Source organism: Streptomyces sp. NPDC090088, assembly GCF_044747345.1.
GTDB lineage: Bacteria > Actinomycetota > Actinomycetes > Streptomycetales > Streptomycetaceae > Streptomyces.
Genome location: NZ_JBIVDZ010000007.1, coordinates 1 through 23216 on the forward strand (window position 1 = coordinate 1; position 23216 = coordinate 23216).

Annotated in this window: 5 protein-coding genes; all 5 read left to right on the top strand. The window is 71.8% G+C overall.

Going from position 1 to position 23216, the window contains the following annotated elements:
• The coding region (locus ACIPSJ_RS31120) for an amino acid adenylation domain-containing protein (protein WP_401350996.1) at nt 1-7434 on the top strand (7434 nt) is incomplete at its 5' end.
• A gap of 50 nt (nt 7435-7484) precedes the next feature.
• Nucleotides 7485-12038, top strand: a complete 4554-nt coding sequence (locus ACIPSJ_RS31125) for an amino acid adenylation domain-containing protein (protein WP_401351541.1) — start codon at nt 7485-7487, stop codon at nt 12036-12038.
• 187 nt (nt 12039-12225) lie between these two features.
• Nucleotides 12226-21729 carry an amino acid adenylation domain-containing protein gene (locus ACIPSJ_RS31130; protein ID WP_401350998.1) on the top strand — a complete coding sequence of 3168 codons (9504 nt, stop codon included), beginning with the start codon at nt 12226-12228 and terminating at the stop codon, nt 21727-21729.
• Nucleotides 21730-21737: 8 nt separating this feature from the next.
• Nucleotides 21738-22904, top strand: coding sequence for a cytochrome P450 (locus ACIPSJ_RS31135; RefSeq protein ID WP_359227055.1), 1167 nt, complete (start codon nt 21738-21740; stop codon nt 22902-22904).
• Nucleotides 22901-23173, top strand: a complete 273-nt coding sequence (locus ACIPSJ_RS31140; RefSeq protein ID WP_390981332.1) for a ferredoxin — start codon at nt 22901-22903, stop codon at nt 23171-23173. The genes ACIPSJ_RS31135 and ACIPSJ_RS31140 overlap by 4 nt, the downstream gene beginning before the upstream one ends.
• The last annotated feature ends 43 nt before the right edge of the window (nt 23174-23216 follow it).

Here is a 23216-nt window from a genome sequence, read left to right on the forward strand (position 1 = left end):
GTCATCCATACCTCGGGTTCGACGGGGCGGCCGAAGGGGGTTGTTGTCTCGCATGCGGGGTTGGCGAATCTGGCGTGGGCGCAGATCGATCGGTTTGCGGTGGGTGGGAGGGCGCGGGTGTTGCAGTTCGCGTCGTTGAGTTTTGATGCGGCGGTGTCGGAGCTGTGTATGGCGTTGGTGTCGGGTGCGGTGCTGGTGGTGGCCGGGGCTGAGGGGCTTCCGCCGAGGGTGTCGTTGGGTGAGGCCGTCGGTCGGGTGGGGGCGACTCATGTGACGGTTCCGCCTGGTGTGTTGGCGGTGGAGGAGGTGTTGCCGGAGGTGTTGGAGACGTTGGTGGTGGCGGGTGAGGCGTGTCCGCCGGGGTTGGTGGACCGGTGGTCGGTGGGTCGGCGGATGGTGAATGCGTATGGTCCGACCGAGGTGACCGTGTGTGCGGCGATGAGCCTGCCCCTCACCCCCGGAGACGGATCCAGGACGGGCGCGGGCGACACCGACGGTGTGCCGATCGGGCGGCCGACGGCGAACATGCGGGCCTATGTCCTGGACCAGTTCCTCCAGCCGGTGCCGGTCGGTGTGGCGGGTGAGCTGTATGTGTCCGGGCCCGGTCTGGCGCGCGGCTACTCCGGGCGCCCGGACCTGACGGCGGAGCGGTTCGTGGCCGATCCGTTCGACGCCGGAGTGCGCATGTACCGCACCGGCGACCTGGTGCGCTGGCTTCCCGAAGGTCAACTGACGTTCGTGGGGCGCGCGGACGAGCAGGTGAAGATCCGCGGCTTCCGTATCGAACTGGGCGAGGTGGAAGCCGTCCTCGACGACCACCCGGAGGTCGCGCAGGCCGTCGTGACGGTACGGGACGGCAGGCTCGTCGCCCATGTGGTGGGCGGAGTGGAGGCAGGCGAACTGCGGGAGTTCGTCGCTGCGCGGCTGCCGGAGTACATGGTTCCGGCGGCGGTGGTGGTGCTCGACGCGTTCCCGTTGACGGTGAACGGCAAGGTGGACCGGGCTGCTCTTCCCGACCCGGAGTTCGGTGGTTCGGGCTCGGCACGACGGCCTGGCACGGCGGCCGAGGAAGCGCTGTGCGGTTTGTTCGCGGAGGTGCTGGGCCTGGAGTCGGGCGTGATCGGGGTGGGGGACAGCTTCTTCGAGCTGGGCGGCGATTCGATCATGTCGATGCAGCTCGCCTCGCGGGCTCGTCGTTCGGGTTGGGTGGTGACACCCCGGCAGATCTTCGAGGAGAAGACCCCGGAGCGGCTGGCGCTGGTGGCGGCCGGGACCGAGGAGGCCTTCGCGGGGGCTGGGGACTCGGGTGTCGGTGAGGTGCCGTGGACGCCGTTGATGAGGTCGATGGGCGAGGACGTGCTGCGGCCCGGTTTCGCGCAGTGGACGGTGATCGGCGCGCCGGCCGGGCTCGGCGTGGACGCACTGGCGTCAGGCGTGGAGGTGCTGCTGCGGACCCACGGGATGCTGCGGGCCCGGACCTGGAGCGGCCTTCGGACGCTGATGGTTCCGGAGGTGGGTGAGGTCGATGTGTCCGGGCTGGTGGCTCGGGTCGATGCCGTAGGCCTGGCTGAGGGTGGGCTGGACCGGGTGGCGGTGGATGCCGCTCGGGAGGCGGTGGCGCGGCTGGATCCGGCGGCCGGGGTGATGGTGCAGGTGGTGTGGGTGGATGCCGGGCCGGAGCGGGTCGGTCGGATTGTGCTGGCGGCTCATCATCTGGCGGTCGACGGGGTGTCGTGGCGGGTCCTGGTCCCCGACCTGCAGAACGCGTGCGAGGCAGCGGCCGCGGGCCGGCGGCCGGACCTCGCACAGGCGCCGACTTCGTTCCGTGCCTGGGCGGAGGGTCTGCGGCGGGCCGCACAGAGTCCGGCGCGGGTGGGCGAGCTGGACGCCTGGGTCGACATGGTCGCCGGGACGGCCGGCGGCGGGGAACCGCTGATCGGCCACCGTCCGCTGGACCCGGTGACCGACACGGTCGCGACGCTGCGCCACCGTACTTGGTCGGTGCCGGTGGGTGAGGCCGCGGTGCTCGTCGGTGACGTGCCGGGAGTTTTCCACTGCGGGTTGCACGAGGTGTTGTTGGCGACGTTGGCCGGTGCGGTGGCGGGCCGGCGTACGTGGTCGGCTGTGCCGGGTGGGTTCCTGGTGGAGGTCGAGGGCCACGGGCGTGAGCCGTTGTCGGAGGGCATGGACCTGTCGCGGACGGTGGGCTGGTTCACCGCGGCCCACCCGGTCCGTCTTGATGCCTTCGGCGTGGATCTGGCGGAGGCCACGGCCGGTGGTGCGGCGGCCGGCGACCTGCTCAAGCGAGTGAAGGAGCAGGTACGGGCGGTGCCCGGGGACGGGTTGGGCCATGGCCTGTTGCGTCACCTGAACCCGGAGACAGGGCCGGTGTTGGAGGCCCTGCCGGTGCCGCAGGTCGGGTTCAACTACCTGGGCCGGTTCGCGGCCGCCGGTGCCGGGTCGGACGTGGTGGTGCCCTGGCAGTCGGCCGGGGACACGGCCGTCGGTGGCGCTGCCGATCCGGGGATGCCGGTGCTGCACGCGCTCGCTGCGGGCGCCGTGGTCGCGGATACGGCGAGCGGCCCGGAGCTGACGCTCACCCTGAGCTGGCCCGCGGCGCTCCTGGACGAAACCGACGTGGAGGAGTTGGGCCGGGCCTGGCTCGGGCTGCTGAACGGCCTCGCCGCGCACACCGCCGGTCCCCAGGCCGGCGGTCACACCCCCTCCGACTTCCCGCTGGTTTCCCTCTCCCAGGAGGGTGTGGGGGAGCTGGAGTCGGCGGTGTCCGGTCTGGAGGATGTGTGGCCGCTGTCCCCGCTCCAGGAAGGGCTGCTTTTCCACGCGTCTCTCGACGACGGCGCTGGGGCGGATGTGTATGCCGGTCAGCGTGCGCTCGCTCTGGACGGGCCCTTGGACGCTGGTCGGCTACGGGCGTCGTGGGATGTGGTGGTGGGGCGGCATGCGATTTTGCGTGCGGGGTTCCATCGACTGGCGTCGGGTGAGGCGGTGCAGGTCGTCGCGCGGGAGGTGGAACTTCCGTGGCGGGAGGTCGACTTGAGCGGTCTGCCCGAGGCTGATGCGGAGGCTGAGGCGGCCCGGTTGTCCGGGGAGGAGTTGTCGGCCGGCTTTGATCTCGCGCGGGGTCCGCTGCTGAGGCTGTTGCTGCTTCGTCTCGGCGAGCGGCGCCACCGGTTGGTGATGACGTCGCATCACAGCGTCGTTGACGGCTGGTCGTTGTCCGTGATGATCGATGAACTCTCGGCGGCGTACGCCGCGGGCGGGGATGCCGGGGCGTTGCCTGCGGTGCGGTCGTTCCGGGATTACCTGTCGTGGCTCGGCCGTCAGGATCGGGAGGCTGCGCGGGTTGCGTGGCGGGAGGAGTTGGCGGGGGCGGAGGAGCCGACGCTGGTTGCTCCGGTGGATCCGGCTCGGTTGCCGATGCGGCCGGAAGCGGTGCGTGTCGAGTGCGGCGCCGGGCTGACACGGGCGCTGGAGGAGCTGACGCGGGAGCGCGGGTTCACCATGGCGACGGTGGTGCAGGGTGCGTGGGCTCTGGTGCTGGCTCGTCTGTCGGGGCGCCGGGACGTGGTGTTCGGGACGACGGTTGCCGGGCGGCCGGCGGATCTGCCGGGTGCGGAGTCGTTGATCGGGCTGTTCATCAACACCCTGCCGGTACGGGCCGAGTTGGCCGGTGACCTGTCGGTGGCCGACCTGCTGTCCGAGCTCCAGGCCCGACAGGTGAACCTGATGGGTCATCAGTACCTCGGGCTGGCGGAGATCAAGCAACTTGCCGGACAGGGCGCGGAATTCGACACACTCGTCGTCTACGAGAACTATCCGCATTCGGCCGCGGCCGCGCAGGGCGGCCCCGATGCCCTCACCATCCGGCCGGGCGGCATCCCCCACGACGCCAGTCACTATCCGTTGGGGTTGATCGTCGCGCCGGGTGAGCGGATGGAGTTGCAGCTGGATCATCGGCCGGACCTGTTCGACCGGGGGCAGGCTGATGAGGTGTTGGCGGCGTTGGTGCGGGTGTTGGAGCAGTTCGCGGCCGATCCGGAGATGCCTCTGGGGCGGCTCGGGTTGTTGGACGGGGTGCGGTTGGAGCGTCTGACGCGGGACTGGCAGGACGTGTCTCCCGAGGTGCCTTGCGGGACGCTGCCTGAGCTGCTTGCGGAGCAGGTGCGGCGGACGCCGGATGCGCCGGCTCTTGAGTCGGGTGAATACCGGCTGACGTATGCGGAGTTGGAGGCTGAGGCGGGTCGGCTGGCGCGGTATCTGATTGCTGCGGGGGTGGGTCCGGAGCGGCGGGTCGCTGTGGTGGCTGAGCGGTCGGTGGGCACGGTGGTGGCGTTGCTGGCGGTCTCGATGGCGGGCGGGGCCTTCGTCCCGCTGGACCCCGCGCACCCTGCGGACCGGCTCGCTCTGGTGCTGGAGGACGCCGATCCGGTCGCGGTGCTGTGCACGCACGCCACTTGGTCCGTGCTGCCGGAAGGAGCCCGAGGGCGGGTGGTCGTCCTGGACGATCCGGAGACCGTGACGGCTGTGGCCGGTTGTGTGCCGGGTCGGGTGGTGGATGCGGAGCGGATTGTGCCGTTGGGGGTGGCGAATGCGGCGTATGTCATCCATACCTCGGGTTCGACGGGGCGGCCGAAGGGGGTTGTTGTCTCGCATGCGGGGTTGGCGAATCTGGCGTGGGCGCAGATCGATCGGTTCGCGGTGGGTGGGAGGGCGCGGGTGTTGCAGTTCGCGTCGTTGAGTTTTGATGCGGCGGTGTCGGAGCTGTGTATGGCGTTGGTGTCGGGTGCGGTGCTGGTGGTGGCCGGGGCTGAGGGGCTTCCGCCGAGGGTGTCGTTGGGTGAGGCCGTCGGTCGGGTGGGGGCGACTCATGTGACGGTTCCGCCTGGTGTGTTGGCGGTGGAGGAGGTGCTGCCGGAGGTGTTGGAGACGTTGGTGGTGGCGGGTGAGGCGTGTCCGCCGGGGTTGGTGGATCGGTGGTCGGTGGGTCGGCGGATGGTGAATGCGTATGGTCCGACCGAGGTGACCGTGTGTGCGGCGATGAGCCTGCCCCTCACCCCCGGAGACGGATCCGGGGGAAGCGTTCCGATCGGCCGTCCACTGCGGAACGCGCGGACGTTCGTGCTCGACGAGTTCCTCCAGCCGGTGCCGGTCGGTGTGGCGGGTGAGCTGTATGTGTCCGGGCCCGGTCTGGCGCGCGGCTACTCCGGGCGCCCGGACCTGACGGCGGAGCGGTTCGTGGCCGCCCCCTTCGGTGAGGGCGAGCGGATGTACCGCACCGGCGACCTGATCCGCTGGACCGCCGAGGGCCAAATGGAGTTCGTGGGGCGCGCGGACGAGCAGGTGAAGATCCGCGGCTTCCGTATCGAACTCGGCGAGGTGGAGGCGGCGTTGGAGGCGCACCTCCTGGTCGACCATGCCGTCGTGATGGTCCGTGAGGGGCGCCTGGTGGGCTACGCAGTCGGCCACGAGGTGGATGCCGACGCTCTGCGGGTCTTCGCCTCCTCGCGGCTGCCGGAGTACATGGTTCCGGCGGCGGTGGTGGTGCTCGACGCGTTCCCGTTGACGGTGAACGGCAAGGTGGACCGGGCTGCTCTTCCCGACCCGGAGTTCGGTGGTTCGGGCTCGGCACGACGGCCTGGCACGGCGGCCGAGGAAGCGTTGTGCGGTTTGTTCGCGGAGGTGCTGGGCCTGGAGTCGGGCGTGATCGGGGTGGGGGACAGCTTCTTCGAGCTGGGCGGCGATTCGATCATGTCGATGCAGCTCGCCTCGCGGGCTCGTCGTTCGGGTTGGGTGGTGACGCCTCGCCAGATCTTCGAGGAGAAGACCCCGGAGCGGCTGGCGCTGGTGGCGGCCGGGACCGAGGAGGCCTTCGCGGGGGCTGGGGACTCGGGTGTCGGTGAGGTGCCGTGGACGCCGTTGATGAGGTCGATGGGCGAGGACGTGCTGCGGCCCGGTTTCGCGCAGTGGACGGTGATCGGCGCGCCGGCCGGGCTCGGCGTGGACGCACTGGCGTCAGGCGTGGAGGTGCTGCTGCGGACCCACGGGATGCTGCGGGCCCGGGCCGGGAGCGACCTGCGGACGCTGATGGTTCCGGAGGTGGGTGAGGTCGATGTGTCCGGGCTGGTGGCTCGGGTCGATGCCGTAGGCCTGGCTGAGGGTGGGCTGGACCGGGTGGCGGTGGATGCCGCTCGGGAGGCGGTGACGCGGCTGGATCCGGCGGCGGGTGTGATGGTGCAGGTGGTGTGGGTGGATGCCGGGCCGGAGCGGGTCGGTCGGATTGTGCTGGCGGCTCATCACCTGGCGGTCGACGGGGTGTCGTGGCGCGTCCTGGTTCCCGACCTGCAGAACGCGTGCGAAGCAGCGGCCGCGGGAGAGCCGCCGGAGTTGGAGTCGGCGGGGACTTCCTTCCGTGCCTGGGCGGAGGGTCTGCGGCGGGCCGCACAGAGTCCGGCGCGGGTGGGCGAGCTGGACGCCTGGGTCGACATGGTCGCCGGGACGGCCGGCGGCGGGGAACCGCTGATCGGCCGCCGTCCGCTGGACCCCACCGTCGACACGACGTCCACCCTGCGCCTGCTGTCCTGGTCGCTACCGACGGAGGAGGCAGCGGTGCTCGTAGGCGAGACACCGCGGGTGTTCCACTGCGGGCTGCACGAACTGCTGTTGGCCACGCTGGCCGGTGCGGTGACGCACTGCCGCCCGAACCCAGGGACCGGTGCCGCCATCGGCTCCGACGGGCTCCTGGTGGAGGTCGAGGGCCACGGGCGTGAGCCGTTGTCGGAGGGCATGGACCTGTCGCGGACGGTGGGCTGGTTCACCGCGGCCTATCCGGTACGGCTGGACGCCTCCGGTGTGGACCTGACGGAGGCTACGGAAGGTGGTGCGGCGGCCGGAGCCCTGGTGAAGCGGGTGAAGGAGCAGGTGCAGGCGGTGCCCGGGGACGGGCTCGGCCATGGCCTGCTGCGTCACCTGAACCCGGAGACAGGGCCGGTGTTGGAGGGTCTGCCGGTGCCGCAGGTCGGGTTCAACTACCTGGGCCGGTTCGCGGCCGCCGGTGCCGGGTCGGACGTGGTGATGCCCTGGCAGACGGCCGGGGACACGGCCGTGGGAGGCGCTGCCGATCCGGGGATGCCGGTGCTGCACGCGCTCGCTGCGGGCGCCGTGGTCGCGGATACCGCGAGTGGCCCGGAGCTGACGCTCACCCTGAGCTGGCCCGCCGCGCTCCTGGACGAAACCGACGTGGAGGAGTTGGGCCGGGCCTGGCTCGGGCTGCTGAACGGCCTCGCCGCGCACACCGCCGGTCCCCAGGCCGGCGGTCACACCCCCTCCGACTTCTCACTCCTCGATCTCGACCAGGACGAAGTCGACGACCTCGAAGCCATAGCTGCCGAACTCGACGAAGGACGGTTCCTGTGAAGCCCCCGAAGCCCCTCTCGACGCACGCCAAGGGATCCGCTCTCGCGGAGGTGTGGCCGCTCTCGCCCCTCCAGCAAGGGATGCTCTTCCACTCCTCGTACGACGACGAGGGACCGGACGTCTACGGCCTCCAGTGCGTCCTCGGCGTGGACGGCCCCCTGGACACCGAGCTTTTCCGCGCGTGCTGGGAGGCTCTGATCGAGCGCCATGCCGTCCTGCGCGCCAGCTTCCAACGGCGCAGGTCCGGGGAGGCGGTGCAGCTGATCTCGCGGAGTGTTGTGCTCCCTTGGGGCGACGTCGACCTGTCGGACCTCGGCGAGGAGGAGGCCCTGACCCGGTTCGAGCGGCTGGCCCGCGAAGAGCGGGAGGACAGGATGAACCCCGCCTCCCCGCCCTTGCTCCGGCTGCTGCTGGCCCGGCTCGGGGAAGCCCGCCACCGCCTCGTCGTGACGACCCATCACATCCTGCTGGACGGCTGGTCGATGCCGGTGCTCCTCGACGAGCTGGAGGCGATGTACACGGCGGGTGGTGACATCCGGGTACTGCCCCCGGTCACCTCCTACCGCGACTACCTGTCGTGGCTCGGCCGTCAGGACCGGGAGGCGGCGCGCGCCGCGTGGCGGGAGGAACTGGCCGGGGCGGAGGAACCGACCCTGGTCGCACCCCAGGCGGCAGGCGGGGCCGAGGTCTCAGTGCTGCCGCGGGACCTCGTCCTGGATCTCCCCGAGGAGACCACCACGCGGCTGCGGGAGTTGGCCCGCGGCCGGAACCTCACGCTGAACTCGGTCGTGCAGGGCGCATGGGCGCTGGTCCTGTCCCGGTTGACCGGACGGAACGACGTGGTGTTCGGCGCGACGGTGTCGGGGCGGCCGGCGGATCTGCCCGGTGCCGAGTCCATGGTCGGCCTGATGATCAACACGCTGCCGGTACGGGTGCCACTGGCCGGCGGACAACCGGTGCTGGACATGCTCGCGGACCTGCAGGCGCGGCAGTCGTCGCTGATGCCGCATCAGCATCTGGGCCTGAGCGAGGTGCAGGGGCTGGTCGGGCCGGGCGCGACGTTCGACACCCTCGTGGTCTACGAGAACTACCCGACCCCGCCCGACGGGGCGCCCGCGCCCGGCACCATCTCCTTCACCCGGATGGATGCGCACGAGGCCACCAACTTCCCGCTGACCGTCGGCATCGTCCCCGACGTCGGACTCCGGATCGTGATGACACATAGGCCGGACCTCTTCGACGAGGAGGCGGCGGCCCGCGTCGCCGGATGGCTGATACGGGTGCTGGAACAGGTGGCGGACGAGCCGACGCTACGGGTGGGCGACATCGATCTCCTCGACGGGCCCGAGCGGTCCGTAGTCGTCGAGGAGTGGAACGCCACGGCGCGGGACGGAGTTCCCGGCACGGTGCTGGAACGGTTCCGCGGTTGGGCCGTCGGCACGCCGGACACGGCGGCGTTGTGGTTCAGCGACCGACCGCTGTCCTATGGCGAGTTGGATGCGCGGTCGGATGCGTTGGCGCGGGGTCTGGTTGCCCGTGGGGTGGGTCGTGAGTCGCGGGTGGGTTTGTGTCTGCCGCGTGGGGCCGAGATGGTGACGGCGATTCTGGCGGTGTGGAAGGCGGGTGGGGCGTACGTTCCGCTGGATCCGGAGTATCCGTCCGATCGGTTGTTGTTCATGGTGGCCGACAGTGGTGCGGAGTTGGTGCTGGTCGCGGGGGAGACCGTGGACCGGTTGTCGGCGGATGTGGAGACGGTGCTGCTGGGCGAGTTGGGGACCGGCTCGGGGGTGCTGCCGGACGTCGCCTCTGATCAACTGGCGTACGTCATCTACACGTCGGGGTCGTCGGGGCGTCCGAAGGGTGTGGCGGTGGAGCATGCCGCCGTGGCCAACCTCGCCTCGGCGATGGGCCCCGTCCTCGGTGTGGGACCGGGGCTTACGGCGTTGCAGTTCGCGTCGTTCAGTTTCGACGCGGCGGTGCTGGACGTGGCCGTGACCCTCGCCGGCGGGGGCACGCTGGCGATCGCCACGTCCGAAGAGAGGCAGGACGGCTCTGCCCTCGCCGCGATGATCGACTTCAACGGTGTCGACAGCGCGAGTGTGGTGCCGTCGTTGCTGGGCGCCCTGGAGCCGAAGTCGGTTGCCGGGGTGCGGAACTGGGTGCTGGGCGCGGAGAGGTTGGAGGCGGGTCTGGCGGCGAGGTGGCGTGCGGGCGCGCGGGTGTGGAACACCTACGGTCCGACGGAGGCCACCGTCATCACCACCGCTGTCCTGTTGGAGGAGGGCATCACGGGTGAGGACGCGCCACCGCCGATTGGCCGACCGTTGCCGAATGTCCGTACCTACGTGCTGGATGCGTTCTTGCGGCCTGTTCCGGTGGGTGTGGCGGGGGAGTTGTACATCGCGGGGGAGGGTCTGGCCCGTGGCTACGTCGGCCGCTCCGACCTGACGGCGGAACGGTTTGTGGCCTGTCCTTTCGGTGACGGTGCGGGGCGGATGTATCGCACCGGTGACCTTGCGCGCTGGACTTCGGACGGGCAGCTGGAGTTCGTGGGGCGTGCGGATGCGCAGGTGAAGATCCGTGGGTTCCGGGTGGAACTCGGCGAGGTCGAGGCCGTCCTTGCCGCGCACCCGCAGGTGGAGCGGGCCGTGGTGCTGGCCCGCGAGGGACGGCTGATCGGATACGTCGTCGGGGCCGCGGACGCCGAAACGCTACGGGCTTTCGCCGCCACCCGCCTGCCCGAGTACATGGTCCCGTCGGCAGTCGTCGTACTCGACGCCTTCCCGTTGACCGTCAACGGCAAGATCGACCGCTCCGCCCTGCCGACGCCGGAAGCTGCGGTGAGTGCGGGTCGGGCTCCGGAGACGCCTGCCGAAAAGGTGTTCTGCGCCCTGTTCGCCGAGGTGTTGGGGCTGCAGGAGGTCGGGGTCGGGGACGGGTTCTTCGAGTTGGGCGGCGATTCGATCATGTCGATGCAGCTCGCTTCCCGAGCCCGTGCCGCGGGGTGGACCGTTTCGCCGCGGCAGGTGTTCGAGGAGAAGACGCCGGAACGGTTGGCGCTGGTGGCGGTCGCGGTGTCCGGTGGGGCGGCTGGGCAGAGGGCGGAGACGGGTGTCGGTGAGGTGCCGTGGACCCCGGCGATGCGGTCGATGGGCGCACACGCGCTGCGGGGCGAGTTCGCGCAGTGGACGGTGCTCGGTGCGCCGGCCGGGCTGGGCGCGGATGTGCTGGCGTCAGGCGTGGAGGCGCTGCTGCGGGCACACGGGATGCTACGGGCCCGGACCGGGAGCGACCTTCGGACGCTGATGGTTCCGGAGGCAGGTGAGATCGACGCGTCCGGGCTGGTGGTCCGGGTGGATGCCGCAGGGGCTGCTGAGGGCGAGTTGGACCGGGTGGCGGTGGACGCCGCTCGGGAGGCGGTGGCGCGGTTGGATCCGGTGGCGGGTGTGATGTTGCAGGTGGTGTGGGTGGACGCCGGGCCGGGCCGGATCGGTCGGATTGTGCTGGCGGCTCATCATCTGGCGGTCGACGGGGTGTCGTGGCGCGTCCTGGCGCAGGATCTGGGAACCGCGTGCGAGGCGGCGGCCGTTGGCCGGCGACCGGTCCTCGAACCGGCGCCGACCTCCTTCCGTACCTGGGTTCGGGAGTTGGAGCAGTCGGCGGAAGACCCGCAGCGGGTCGAGGAACTGGCCAAGTGGGTTGAGCTGGTGGGCACCGCCGATGAGCCGCTGGTCGGCCGTCGCGCGCTGGACCCGGCCGTCGACACGGTTGCGTCCTTGCGGCGTTGTTCTTGGTCGGTTCCGGTGGGTGAGTCCGCGGTGCTCGTCGGTGAGGTGCCGGGGGTGTTCCACTGCGGCCTGCATGAGGTGTTGCTGGCGACGCTGGCCGGTGCGGTGGCGGGGTGGCGGCCGAGCTTCGGGGCTGAGGCGGGTGGGTTCCTGGTGGAGGTCGAGGGGCATGGCCGTGAGCCGTTGTCGGAGGGCATGGATCTGTCGCGGACGGTGGGCTGGTTCACCGCGGCCTATCCGGTACGGCTGGACGCCTCCGGTGTGGACCTGACGGAGGCTACGGAAGGTGGTGCGGCGGCTGGTGCGCTGGTGAAGCGGGTGAAGGAGCAGGTGCAGGCGGTGCCCGGGGACGGGTTGGGCCATGGCCTGCTGCGTCACCTGAACCCGGAGACGGCGTCGGCGTTGGAGGCCCTGCCGGTGCCGCAGGTCGGGTTCAACTACCTGGGCCGGTTCGCGGCCGCCGGTGGTGCCGGGGCGAGTTCGGTCGAGCCGTGGCAGTCGGCCGGGGACACGGCCGTCGGTGGCGCTGCCGATCCGGGGATGCCGGTGCCGCATGCGCTCGACGTGGGTGCCGTGGTGGCGGACACCGCGAGTGGTCCGGAGCTGACGCTCACCCTGAGCTGGCCCGCGGCGCTCCTGGACGAGACCGACGTACAGGAGTTGGGGCAGGCCTGGCTCGGGCTGCTGAACGGCCTCGCCGCGCACACCGCCGACCCGTCGGCCGGCGGCCACACGCCCTCCGACTTCTCACTCCTCGATCTCGACCAGGACGAAGTCGACGACCTGGAGGCCGATTTCGCCGACGACCACCTCTGATTTCCGGCCACTGACCCTCGGCCTCCGTCCCCCGACCCTCGACCACCGTCCCCTGACCCTCGGCCTCCGTCCCCCGACCACCGCTCACTGCCGACCAACCCCCACAGCTCCGTCCGCGCCACCCGCCCCACCGCTCTGTCCCTGCCGCCGAACCGAAGTTGCGAACCGCTGTGAGGAGACGCACGCGATGACCCGGACCCGGACCGCCATCGAAGACATATGGCCGCTGTCGCCGCTTCAGGAGGGGCTGCTGTTCCACGCGTCCTTCGGGGACGAGGCCTTGGACGTGTATGCGGGCCAACGGGCCCTGGCCCTCGACGGACCGCTCGACGTCGACCGTCTCCGCCGCTCCTGGGAGGGCCTGATCGCCCGCCATGGGACCTTGCGGGCCAGCTTTCGCCGGCGCAAGTCGGGTGAGGCGGTGCAGGTCATCGCGCGGGAGGTGGAGCTGCCGTGGCGTGAGATCGATCTGAGCAGCCTGCCCGAGGCCGATGCGGAGGCCGAGGCGGCCCGGTTGTCCGGGGCCGAACTCGCGGACGGCTTCGATGTCGCGCGGGGTCCGTTGCTGCGGCTGCTGCTGCTCCGCCTGGGCGAACGGCGTCACCGACTGGTGCTGACGACCCACCACATCGTGCTCGACGGCTGGTCGTTGCCCATCCTGGTGAACGAACTGGAGGTGGTGTACCGGGCGGGCGGGAATGCTGGGGCGCTGCCTCCGATCAGGTCGTACCGCGACTACCTGGCCTGGCTCGGCCGTCAGGACCGGGACGCGGCGCGTGCCGCGTGGCGGGAGGAACTGGCCGGGGCGGAGGAACCGACCCTGGTCATGCCGGCGAACCCGGCCCGGCTGCCACTGCGGCCCGAGACGGTCCTCGTCGAGTGCGATGCGGAGTTGACGCGGGCGCTGAACGACGTGGCCCGTCAGGGTGACGTCACCATGGCCACGGTGGTCCAGGGTGCGTGGGCTCTGGTGCTGGCCCGCCTGTCCGGACGGCAGGACGTGGTGTTCGGGACGACGGTTGCCGGGCGGCCGGCGGATCTGCCGGGTGCGGAGTCGTTGATCGGGTTGTTCATCAACACCCTCCCGGTGCGCGCCCAGTTGGCCGGTGATCTGTCGGTTGCCGACCTGCTGTCCGAACTCCAGCACCGGCAAGTGAACCTGATGGGCCACCAGTACCTCGGGCTGGCCGAGATCAAGCAACTTGCGGGACCAGGCGCCGAGTTCGACACGCTCGTCGTCTACGAGAACTACCCGCACTCCGCCGCTCCGGCACCGTACGACCCGGACACACTCGTCATCGGGCCGGGCGGTGCACCTCAGGACGCCAGCCACCATCCACTGGGGCTGATCGTCATCCCTGGCGAGCGGATGGAACTGCACCTCGACTACCGCCCCGACCTCTTCGACGGGGCCCGTGCCGAAAGCGTGCTGGCCTCGCTGGTGAGGGTGCTGGAGCAGATGGCGGCCGATCCGCAACGGCGGCTGAGCGACATCGAGTTGCTGGACGAGGCTGAGCGGACCGCGGTCGTCGAGGAGTGGAACGCCACCGCACAGGAGGTGGACGCGTCGACGGTGCTTCAGCGGTTCCGTGGGTGGGTGGCGCGGACGCCGGATGCGACCGCGTTGTGGTCCCGACAACACGCCTTGTCCTACGGCGAGTTGGATGCGCGGTCGGATGCGTTGGCGCGGGGTCTGGTTGCCCGTGGGGTGGGTCGTGAGTCGCGGGTGGGTTTGTGTCTGCCGCGTGGGGCCGAGATGGTCGTGGCCATGCTGGCGGTGTGGAAGGCGGGTGGGGCGTACGTTCCGCTGGATCCGGAGTATCCGTCCGATCGGTTGTTGTTCATGGTGGCCGACAGTGGTGCGGAGTTGGTGCTGGTCGCGGAGGAGACCGTGGACCGGTTGTCGGCGGATGTGGAGACGGTGCTGCTGGGCGAGTTGGGGACCGGCTCGGGGGTGCTGCCGGACGTCGCGTCTGATCAACTGGCGTACGTCATCTATACGTCGGGGTCGTCGGGGCGTCCGAAGGGTGTGGCGGTGGAGCATGCCTCCGTGGCCAACCTCGCCTCGGCGATGGGCCCTGTCCTCGGTGTGGGACCGGGGTTTACGGCGTTGCAGTTCGCGTCGTTCAGTTTCGATGCGGCGGTGCTGGACGTGGCCGTGACCCTCGCCGGCGGGGGCACGCTGGCGATCACCACGACGGAGGAGCGGCAAGATCCGTCCGCTCTCGCCGCGATGGTCGAGGCGGCCGGTGTGGTCACGGCGAGTGTGGTGCCGTCGTTGCTGGGGGCTCTGGAGCCGAAGTCGGTGTCAGGAGTGGGCAATTGGGTCTTGGGCGCGGAGCGGCTCGAGGCCGGTCTCGCGGCGAGGTGGCGTGAAGGCGCCCGCGTGTGGAACACCTACGGCCCGACGGAGGCCACCGTCATCACCACTGCCGTCCTGTTGGAGGAGGGCATCACGGGTGAGGACGCGCCACCGCCGATTGGCCGACCGTTGCCGAATGTCCGTACCTACGTGCTGGATGCGTTTCTGCGGCCTGTTCCGGTGGGTGTGGCGGGGGAGTTGTACATCGCGGGGGAGGGTCTGGCCCGTGGCTACGTCGGCCGCTCCGACCTGACGGCGGAACGGTTTGTGGCCTGTCCTTTCGGTGACGGTGCGGGGCGGATGTATCGCACCGGTGACCTGGCCCGCTGGACTTCGGACGGGCAGCTGGAGTTCGTGGGGCGTGCGGATGCGCAGGTGAAGATCCGTGGGTTCCGGGTGGAACTCGGCGAGGTCGAGACGGTGTTGGCCGCCCATGCACAGGTCGAGCGGGCCGTGGCGCTGGCCCGCGACGGACGGCTGATCGGATACGTCGTCGGGGACGCGGACGCCGAAACGCTACGGGCTTTCGCCGCCACCCGCCTGCCCGAGTACATGGTCCCGTCGGCAGTCGTCGTACTCGACGCCTTCCCGTTGACCGTCAACGGCAAGGTCGACCGCTCCGCCCTGCCCGCTCCCGACCTCGGAGCGGGCGGTTCCCGGGGTCCGGAGACGCCTGCGGAGGAGGCGTTGTGCGCCCTGTTCGCGGAGTTGCTCGGGGTGGAGGAGGTCGGGGCGGAGGAGAGTTTCTTCGCACTGGGCGGCGACTCGCTGCTGGTGATGCGGTTGATCGCGCGGGTGCGGGCGGAGCTGGATGTGTCGGTGGGGGTCCGTGAGGTGTTCGCGGATCCGACGGTGGCCGGGGTGGCACGCCTGGTCGACCGGGCCGGGGCGGCCGCCGGCGCGCCGCTGCGCCGCCGGGAACGTCCGGAGCGGGTGCCGCTGTCCTTCGCGCAGCAGCGGATGTGGTTCCTCAACCTGATCGAAGGCGCCGACGGCGACGGTGAGGGGGCCGCCGCCTACAACCAGCCGTTCGCCCTGCGGCTGTGGGGCCAACCGGACGTGGCGGCGCTGGAGGCGGCGCTCGGCGACGTGGCGGACCGGCACGAGAGCCTCCGTACGGTCTTCCCCGACGTGGAGGGAGTGCCGTACCAGGAGATCCGCGAGGGGGCCGAGGGCCGCCCCCGGCTTCGGGTGATCGAGGCCGGCGCGCGCTGGCGGGAGGCGATGGCGGAGGAGACCGGGCGCGGATTCGACCTCGGGGCCGAACTGCCGTGGCGGACCAGCCTGTTGAGGGTCGCGGAGGAGGAGTGGGTCCTGCTGCTGGTGTCCCATCACATCGCCTCCGACGGCTGGTCGATGGGCGTCCTGGCGCGGGACCTGAGGACGGCGTACCGGGCCCGGCACGGCGGCCGCCCGCCGGAGTGGGAACCCCTCCCGGTCCAGTACGCGGACTACGCGCTGTGGCAGCGGGAGGTGCTGGGCGAGCTGGACGACCCGGACAGTGCGGGGGCCGGTCAGATCGCGCACTGGAGGCAGGCGCTGGGCGGGGCCCCGCAGGAGACGGCGCTGCCCTTCGACCGCCCGCGCCCGGCGACGCCCTCGTTCCGCAGTGGTTCGGTGCCGGTCGGGGTGGACGCGGCTACGCATGCCCGGTTGGCGGAGTTGGCCGCCCGGAGCGGGGCGACCATGTTCATGGTGGTGCATGCCGCGCTGGTGGTGCTGCTGGCGCGGATGGGCGCCGGGGAGGACGTCTGCATCGGCACACCGGTGGCCGGCCGCTCGGACGCTCAACTGGAGGAGCTGGCAGGGTTCTTCGTCAACACCCTGGTCCTGCGGACGGACTTGGCGGGGGATCCGTCGTTCGCCGAGATACTGCGGCGGGTGCGTGAGTCGGACCTGTCGGCGTACGCGCACCAGGACGTGCCGTTCGAGCGGCTGGTCGACGAGCTGAACCCTGCGCGCTCCGCGGCCCGCAACCCGTTGTTCCAGGTGATGCTGGCGCTGCAGAATCTGCCTGAGGCGCAGTGGGACCTCGACGGCCTGACCGTCGAGGCGGTTCCGCCGGCACAGGCCCCCGCGGCCCGCTTCGATCTCTCCCTGTCGCTGAACGAGCGCCGCTCGGACAGCGGCACCCCGGCCGGTCTCGGCGGCGGGATCCTCTACTCCGCTGACCTGTTCGACGAGCGGACCGTACGCCGTCTCGCCGAGCGACTGGCGCGGGTACTGGAGCAGGCCGCGTCCGACCCCCAAGTCCGCCTGAGCGCCTTCGAGGTGTTGGACGAGGCTGAGCGGTCCGCGGTCGTCGAGGAGTGGAACGGTACGGCGCGGGATGTGGACGCGTCGATGGTGGTGGAGCGGTTCCGTGGGTGGGCGGTGCGGACGCCGGATGCGACTGCGTTGTGGTTCCGGCAACAGGCTTTGTCCTACGGGGAGGTGGATGCGCGGTCGGATGCGTTGGCCCGCGGGCTGGTTGCGCGTGGTGTGGGGCGTGAGTCGCGGGTGGGGCTGTGTCTGCCGCGTGGGGCCGAGATGGTCGTGGCCATGCTGGCGGTGTGGAAGGCGGGTGGGGCGTACGTCCCGCTGGATCCGGAGTATCCGTCCGACCGGCTGGTGTTCATGGTGGCCGACAGTGGAGCGGAGTTGGTGCTGGTCGCGGAGGAGACCGTGGACCGGTTGTCGGCGGACGTGGAGACGGCCCTGGTGGGCGAGTTGGGGACCGACTCGGGTGAGCTGCCGGACGTCAGCTCCGATCAACTGGCGTACGTCATCTACACGTCAGGGTCCACCGGTCGTCCGAAGGGTGTCGCGGTCGCGCATGCCTCCGTGGCGCACCTGGCGTCGGTCATGCGTCCCGTCCTGGGAGTGGAACCCGCGGTGACAGCGTTGCAGTTCGCGTCGTTCAGCTTCGACGCGGCGGTGCTGGACGTGGCCGTGACTCTCGCCGCCGGGGGCGCGTTGGCGATCGCCGCGCCCGACGAGCGGCTGGACGGTGCGGCGCTGGCGCGCATGGTCGAGGCGGCCGGGGTCGAGGTGGCGAGCGTGGTGCCCTCCCTGTTGCGTGCCCTGGAGCCGACGTCGGTTGCGGGGGTGGGGAATTGGGTGCTGGGTGCGGAGCGGTTGGAGGCCGGTCTGGCGGCGAGGTGGCGTGCGGGCGCCCGTCTGTGGAACACCTACGGCCCGACGGAGGCCACCGTCATCACCACCGCCGTGCTGCTGGAGGAGGGCATCACCGGCGAGGACGCACCCCCGGCCGTCGGTCGGCCGCTGCCCAACGTCCGCACCTATGTGCTGGACGCGTATCTGCGGCCCGTGCCCGCGGGTGTCACCGGGGAGCTCTACATCGCCGGTTCGGGTCTGGCCCGGGGCTATGTCAACCGGCCCGAGCTGACCGCGGAGCGCTTCGTGGCCTGCCCGTTCGGTGCCGGCGAGCGGATGTACCGCACGGGTGACCTGGTCCGGTGGCTGCCCGACGGTGACGGCAACCTGGCCTTCGTGGGGCGTGCGGACACCCAGGTGAAGATCCGCGGGTTCCGCGTGGAACTCGGCGAGGTCGAAGCCGTGCTCGCCGCCCACCCGGACGTCAGGACGGCCATCGCGACGGTCCGCGAGGACCGGCCGGGCAACCCGCGCCTCGTCGCCTACGTCCTGCCGGCCGACCCGGAGGGCGGGCGGAGTGTGGAGACCGGGAGCGTGCGTGAGCACGCCGCGACGCGTCTCCCGGACTACATGGTCCCCTCCGCCGTCGTGGTCCTCGACGCCCTGCCCCTCACCGTCAACGGCAAGGTCGATCACGGCGCTCTCCCCGTCCCGGAGCTGGACGACGGCGCCTTGGGCCTCCGGCCCCGGACCGAGACGGAGGAACTGCTCTGCGCCCTGTTCGCCGAGGTACTGGGCATCGACCGGGTGGCCGCCGACGGCAACTTCTTCGACCTGGGCGGCAACTCCGCGCTGGCGATGCACCTCGCGGGCCGGATCCGGTCGGAGGCCGGTGTCGAGCTGGACATGAAACAGTTCTTCAGCAAGCCGACGCCGATCGGCGCGGCGCGCATCCTGGCCCTGAAGGAGCGGCCCCCGGTGGTCGCGGTCGAGCACGAGGGCGGTGTGGCGCCGGCGACGGCCGGGCAGCGGCTCGACTGGCGGCGCGCCGCGGCCAACTCCCGGACGCGGGCCCTACAGTCGTCCGTGGCCCTGCGCCTGCGCGGCGCACTCGACCACGACGCCCTGCGGGCAGCGCTGGCGGACGTGGCGGCACGGCACGACATCCTGCATACGGTCTTCGCCGAGACCCCTGACGGCGGACTGGTCCAGCGGATCCTGGACGCCGACGACCCCGCCGCCGTTCCCGCCCTGCCGCTCGTCGAGGCGACCCAGGAGGAGCTTCCCGCCGTCCTCGCCGCCCGTGCCGACCATCGCTTCGACCTCGGACGCGAAACGCCTTGGGTGTCCACCCTGTTCGCGCTCTCCGAGACGGACTACGTCCTCCTCCTCGTCCTCCACCGGATCGGCGCCGACGACGTGTCCCGGGACGCTCTCGTACGCGACGTCGCCGTGGCGTACGGCGCGCGCCGCGAGGGCCGTGCCACGGAACGCGCGCCCCTGCCCCTGCAGTTCGCCGACTACGCGGTGTGGCAGAACCGCCGACTCGCAGACGCGGAAGCAGAGGCGACGGCGGCGGACGCCGAGGGGAGTGGGGTCGGCAACCAGATTTCGTACTGGAAGGAGATGCTGGCGGACGCCCCGACCGCGACCGTCCTCCCCACGGACCGGCCGCGGCCCGCCCGGCCGAACCACCGGGCCCGCTCGGTGCCGCTGCGCGTCCCGGCCGCGACGCACGCCCGCCTGATGGACGAGGCCCGGCCACTCGGCGCGACCTCGGCGGCCGTCGTCCACGCGGGCCTTGCGATGCTCCTCGCCCGGATGGGCGCGGGTACCGATCTGACGATCGGCGCCGTGACGCAGCGGCCGGCGGCCGGCGGTGAACTCGAAGCCGCCATGGGCCCGTTCGCCGGGTTGCTGCCGCTGCGCACCGACATCTCGGGCGACCCGACGTTCCGGGAACTGCTCGGCCGCGTCTGGGAGACCGCAGGAGAGGCCGACGTACGCGGCGACGTGCCGTTCGCGCGCATCGCCGAGATCCTGGGCGTCGCGGACGAGGCGCCTGGCGCCCCGCATCCGCTGTTCCAGACCGTCCTGGACGTACGGGAGGACACCGCGGAGAAGTGGGACGTCCCGGCATTCCCCGGCCTGAACACCTCGACGGTCGACCTCGGTGCCCCGGCGTCCGGGTTCGATCTGTCGCTCCGGCTGACCGACCGCTACCGGGACGACGGCGGACCGGGCGGCCTCGACGGCACCCTGGACTACGCCGAGGAACTGTTCGACCGGGCCACCGCGGCCCGCCTCGCGAAGCGGCTCGTCCACGTCCTCCAACAGGTGGCGGCAGATCCCGGACTGACCCTGAGCCGCATCGACATCCTGCTCGGTACGGCGGAGTTCCGGCGGCTGACCGAGGAGTGGAACCTGGGCGCGGCCCGGGTCCCGGACGGCACCGTGCTCCCGGCACTCGCCGAGTCCGCGGCCCGCGATCCGCGTGCCGTGGCCGTCCGCGACCGGGACGGTCACCTCACCCGGCGCTCGCTGGACCGGGCGGCGGGCCGGCTCGCCGCGCGGCTGGACCGGCTCGGGGCGGGCGCGGGCGGTGTCGTCGTGGTGGCGGCCCGTCCCGGCACCGGCTGGGCGGTCGCCGTGCTCGGGGTGCTCAGGTCCGGTGCCGTGTGCCTGATCGTGGACCCGGACGACCCCGCGGGCCCGCTGGCGGCGGCCGCCGCACTGGGCTGCGAGCGCCCGGCCGCGCTCGTCCGGTCCGGCGACGCCGCCGTGCCGGGGACGGGGACGGTGCCGGTACTGCGGGTGGAGGACGCGATCCGGGCCGGGAACAGCAGGCTGCGCCGCACCGCCACGGTCCGGGCGCCGTCGCCGTCCCAACCGGCGGTCGTACTCCCCGTGGAGGCACCGGACGGCACCCTGGTGGGCGAAATGCTGGATCACCGGTCCCTGCTCGGCCGGGTGATCGATCGTCAGGCGGCCTCCCCGGCGCCGGGATCGGCCGACGGCGCGGTGCGTCTGGACGCGGCCGCACCCGTCGCCGAACTGCTCGTCGGGATGGTGGCCGTGCTGCGCGGCGGCGGCACCGTGGACGTGGGGGACACCACCGTCGTACCCGCGACGGAGCGGCCGGACCGTGAGCCGGCGCCGGCCGCCGTCCCGTTGCCCCGCACCGCGCGCGCCTACGTCCTCGACGCCTGGCTCCGGCCGGTCCCGGCCGGGGTGGCGGGCGACCTGTATGTGGCGGGCCCGTCCCTGGCCCGGGTGTACGCCGGCGCGCCGGCCCGTACCGCGGGCAGTTTCGTGCCCGACCCCTTCGGACCCGGTGGCGACCTGATGCTGCGCACCGGCCGGCGTGCGGCGTGGACCTCCGACGGACTGGTGGAGCCGCGCGCCGCGGAGGACGGCGGCGCCGACCTGTCGGCACCACGACGTGCCGGACGCCGGCGCGACGACCTCGACGCGCTGCTGGCGCTGCGGCCCGGGGGCTCCCGCACACCGCTGTTCTGCCTGCACCACAGCACGGGCCTGGCCTGGTGCTACTCCGGCATCCTGCAGCACCTTCCGGAGGACCTCCCGGTCTACGGCCTCCAGACGCCCGCCTTCGCCGGCCGCGGGGCGATGCCGGACAGCATGGACGCGATGGTGGCCGGTCACGTCGAGCGCATCCGTGCGGTGCAGCCCGAGGGGCCGTACCAGCTGCTCGGCTGGTCCTTCGGCGCGGTGCTCGCCCAGGCCGTCGCCACCGCGCTGGAGGAGCAGGGCCAACAAGTCTCGCTGCTGGCGCTGCTGGACGGATTCCCCGGCGGACACCGGGAGGCGGAGAGCACCCACGAGGAGGACGGCGCCGGGGTGGACCGCGAAGGGCGCGTGGTGCTCAGCGGTCCGGAGCTGGGGGCGCCGCTGGCCGATGCGTTCACACGCGACATGGAGGGGACGAAACAGCACATGATCGGGTTGGAGCGGCTGCACACACCCCGGCGCTTCGGCGGTGACGCGCTGCTGTTCCTGGCCACCGAGGGCGGTCTGGCCCAGATGTCGCTCGACGCGAAGCGCACGACCTGGGAGCAGTACATCGCCGGCCGCATCGACGGGATCGAGGTCCCCGCCAACCACATAGGGCTGCTGTGGGCCGAGAGCGCCGCGGTCATCGGGCGCGCGGTCGCGGAACGGCTCGTGGAGCAGCAGTCCGCGTCAGACACGTCGGACACGTCAGAAAGGTAGAACCCCGCATGACGCAGTCGTTCGAGCTACAGGTCGACAAGCGCCGGAGCCTGCTGGACCCGGTGCCGGAACTCCTGGAGATCAGTGCGCGGGCGCCGCTCTCCAAGGCGCCCGGGGGAATGCCCGGCTGGATCGCGACCGGCCGTGAGGTGGTGCGGCAGATCCTCGGTGATTCCGAGCGGTTCTCCAACGTGCCGCCCCCGGAGCCCGGCGGCCGCAAACTCGATCAGCACGAGGGCAGCCTGCTGCACATCGACCCGCCGGAGCACAGCCGGTTGCGGCGGCTGGTGGCGCCCATGTTCACGGTGCGGCAGATGCGGCGGCTGGAGCCGATGATGGAGCGGATCGTCGCGGATCACCTGGACTTGCTGGAGCGGGCGGGACAACCGGCCGACCTGATGCGGCACTTCGCCCGGCCCGTGTCCGGCCTGGTCCTCGCCGAGATACTCGGCCTGCCCCGCGACGACCTGCCCGAGCTGTCCCGGCTGAGCGACTACCGGGCCGCCGGGCACAGCGCCCGCCGGAAGCCGGCGGCGACGGCGTACTTCAGGCACTTCGAGCAACTGGTCGCGGAGCAGCGCCGTCATCCGGGCGAGGGTCTGGTCGGGACGCTGATCCGGGAGCACGGGGACAGGGTGACGGACGAGGAGCTGGCCGGACTCTGCGAGGGCATCGCCAACGGCTCGATCGAGAACACCGCGGAGGCCATCGCCCTGGGCACCCTGGCCCTGCTGCTCCATCCCGAGCAGCTGGCCCTGTTGCGGGAACGGCCCGAGCTGATGGACCGGGCCGTGGAGGAACTCCTGCGCTACGTCTCGGTGGTGGCGGTCGTCTCGCCGCGCACGGCGCTGGTCGACGTGGCGATCGCCGGCGAGGTGATCAAGGCCGGCGAGGTGGTGTCGTGTTCGGTGCTCGCCGCGAACCGCTGCCCGCACGGCGACGGCCTCGCGGACGGCCTGGACATCGCGCGGGAGGAGTCCGCCAACCACCTGGCCCTGGGCCACGGCAACCACTTCTGCCTGGGTGCCGGGCTGGCACGCGTGCAGATGCGGATCGCCTTCACCGGGCTGCTGGAGCGGTTCCCCGGCCTGCGCCTCGGCGCCGGGGTGGAGGAGCTGCGCTTCCGGCTGCTGGCACCGCAGTTCGGCGTCGAGACGCTTCCGGTCGCCTGGTGACGCCGGTGACCGGCGCGGACGGGGGCGCGGCGCGCGTCGAGATCCGGGTCGACCGCGACAGCTGCGCGGGCTCGGGGGTGTGCGCCCTGTTCGAGCCCAGGTACTTCGACCAGTCCGAGGAGGACGGCCTGGCGCTGCCGCGCGTCCGCGAGGCGGCACCGGAGGCGCTGCCGGCGCTGCGCGCGGCCGCGTCCCGCTGCCCCGCCGGCGCCATCACGCTGGTGGCGTCCGACGCGCGGGAGAGTGCCGCCGGGGACCGGGCTGACTGAACGGTCGCGTGGGGCGCCCGTTGCAACCTCGGTGTGACCGGGT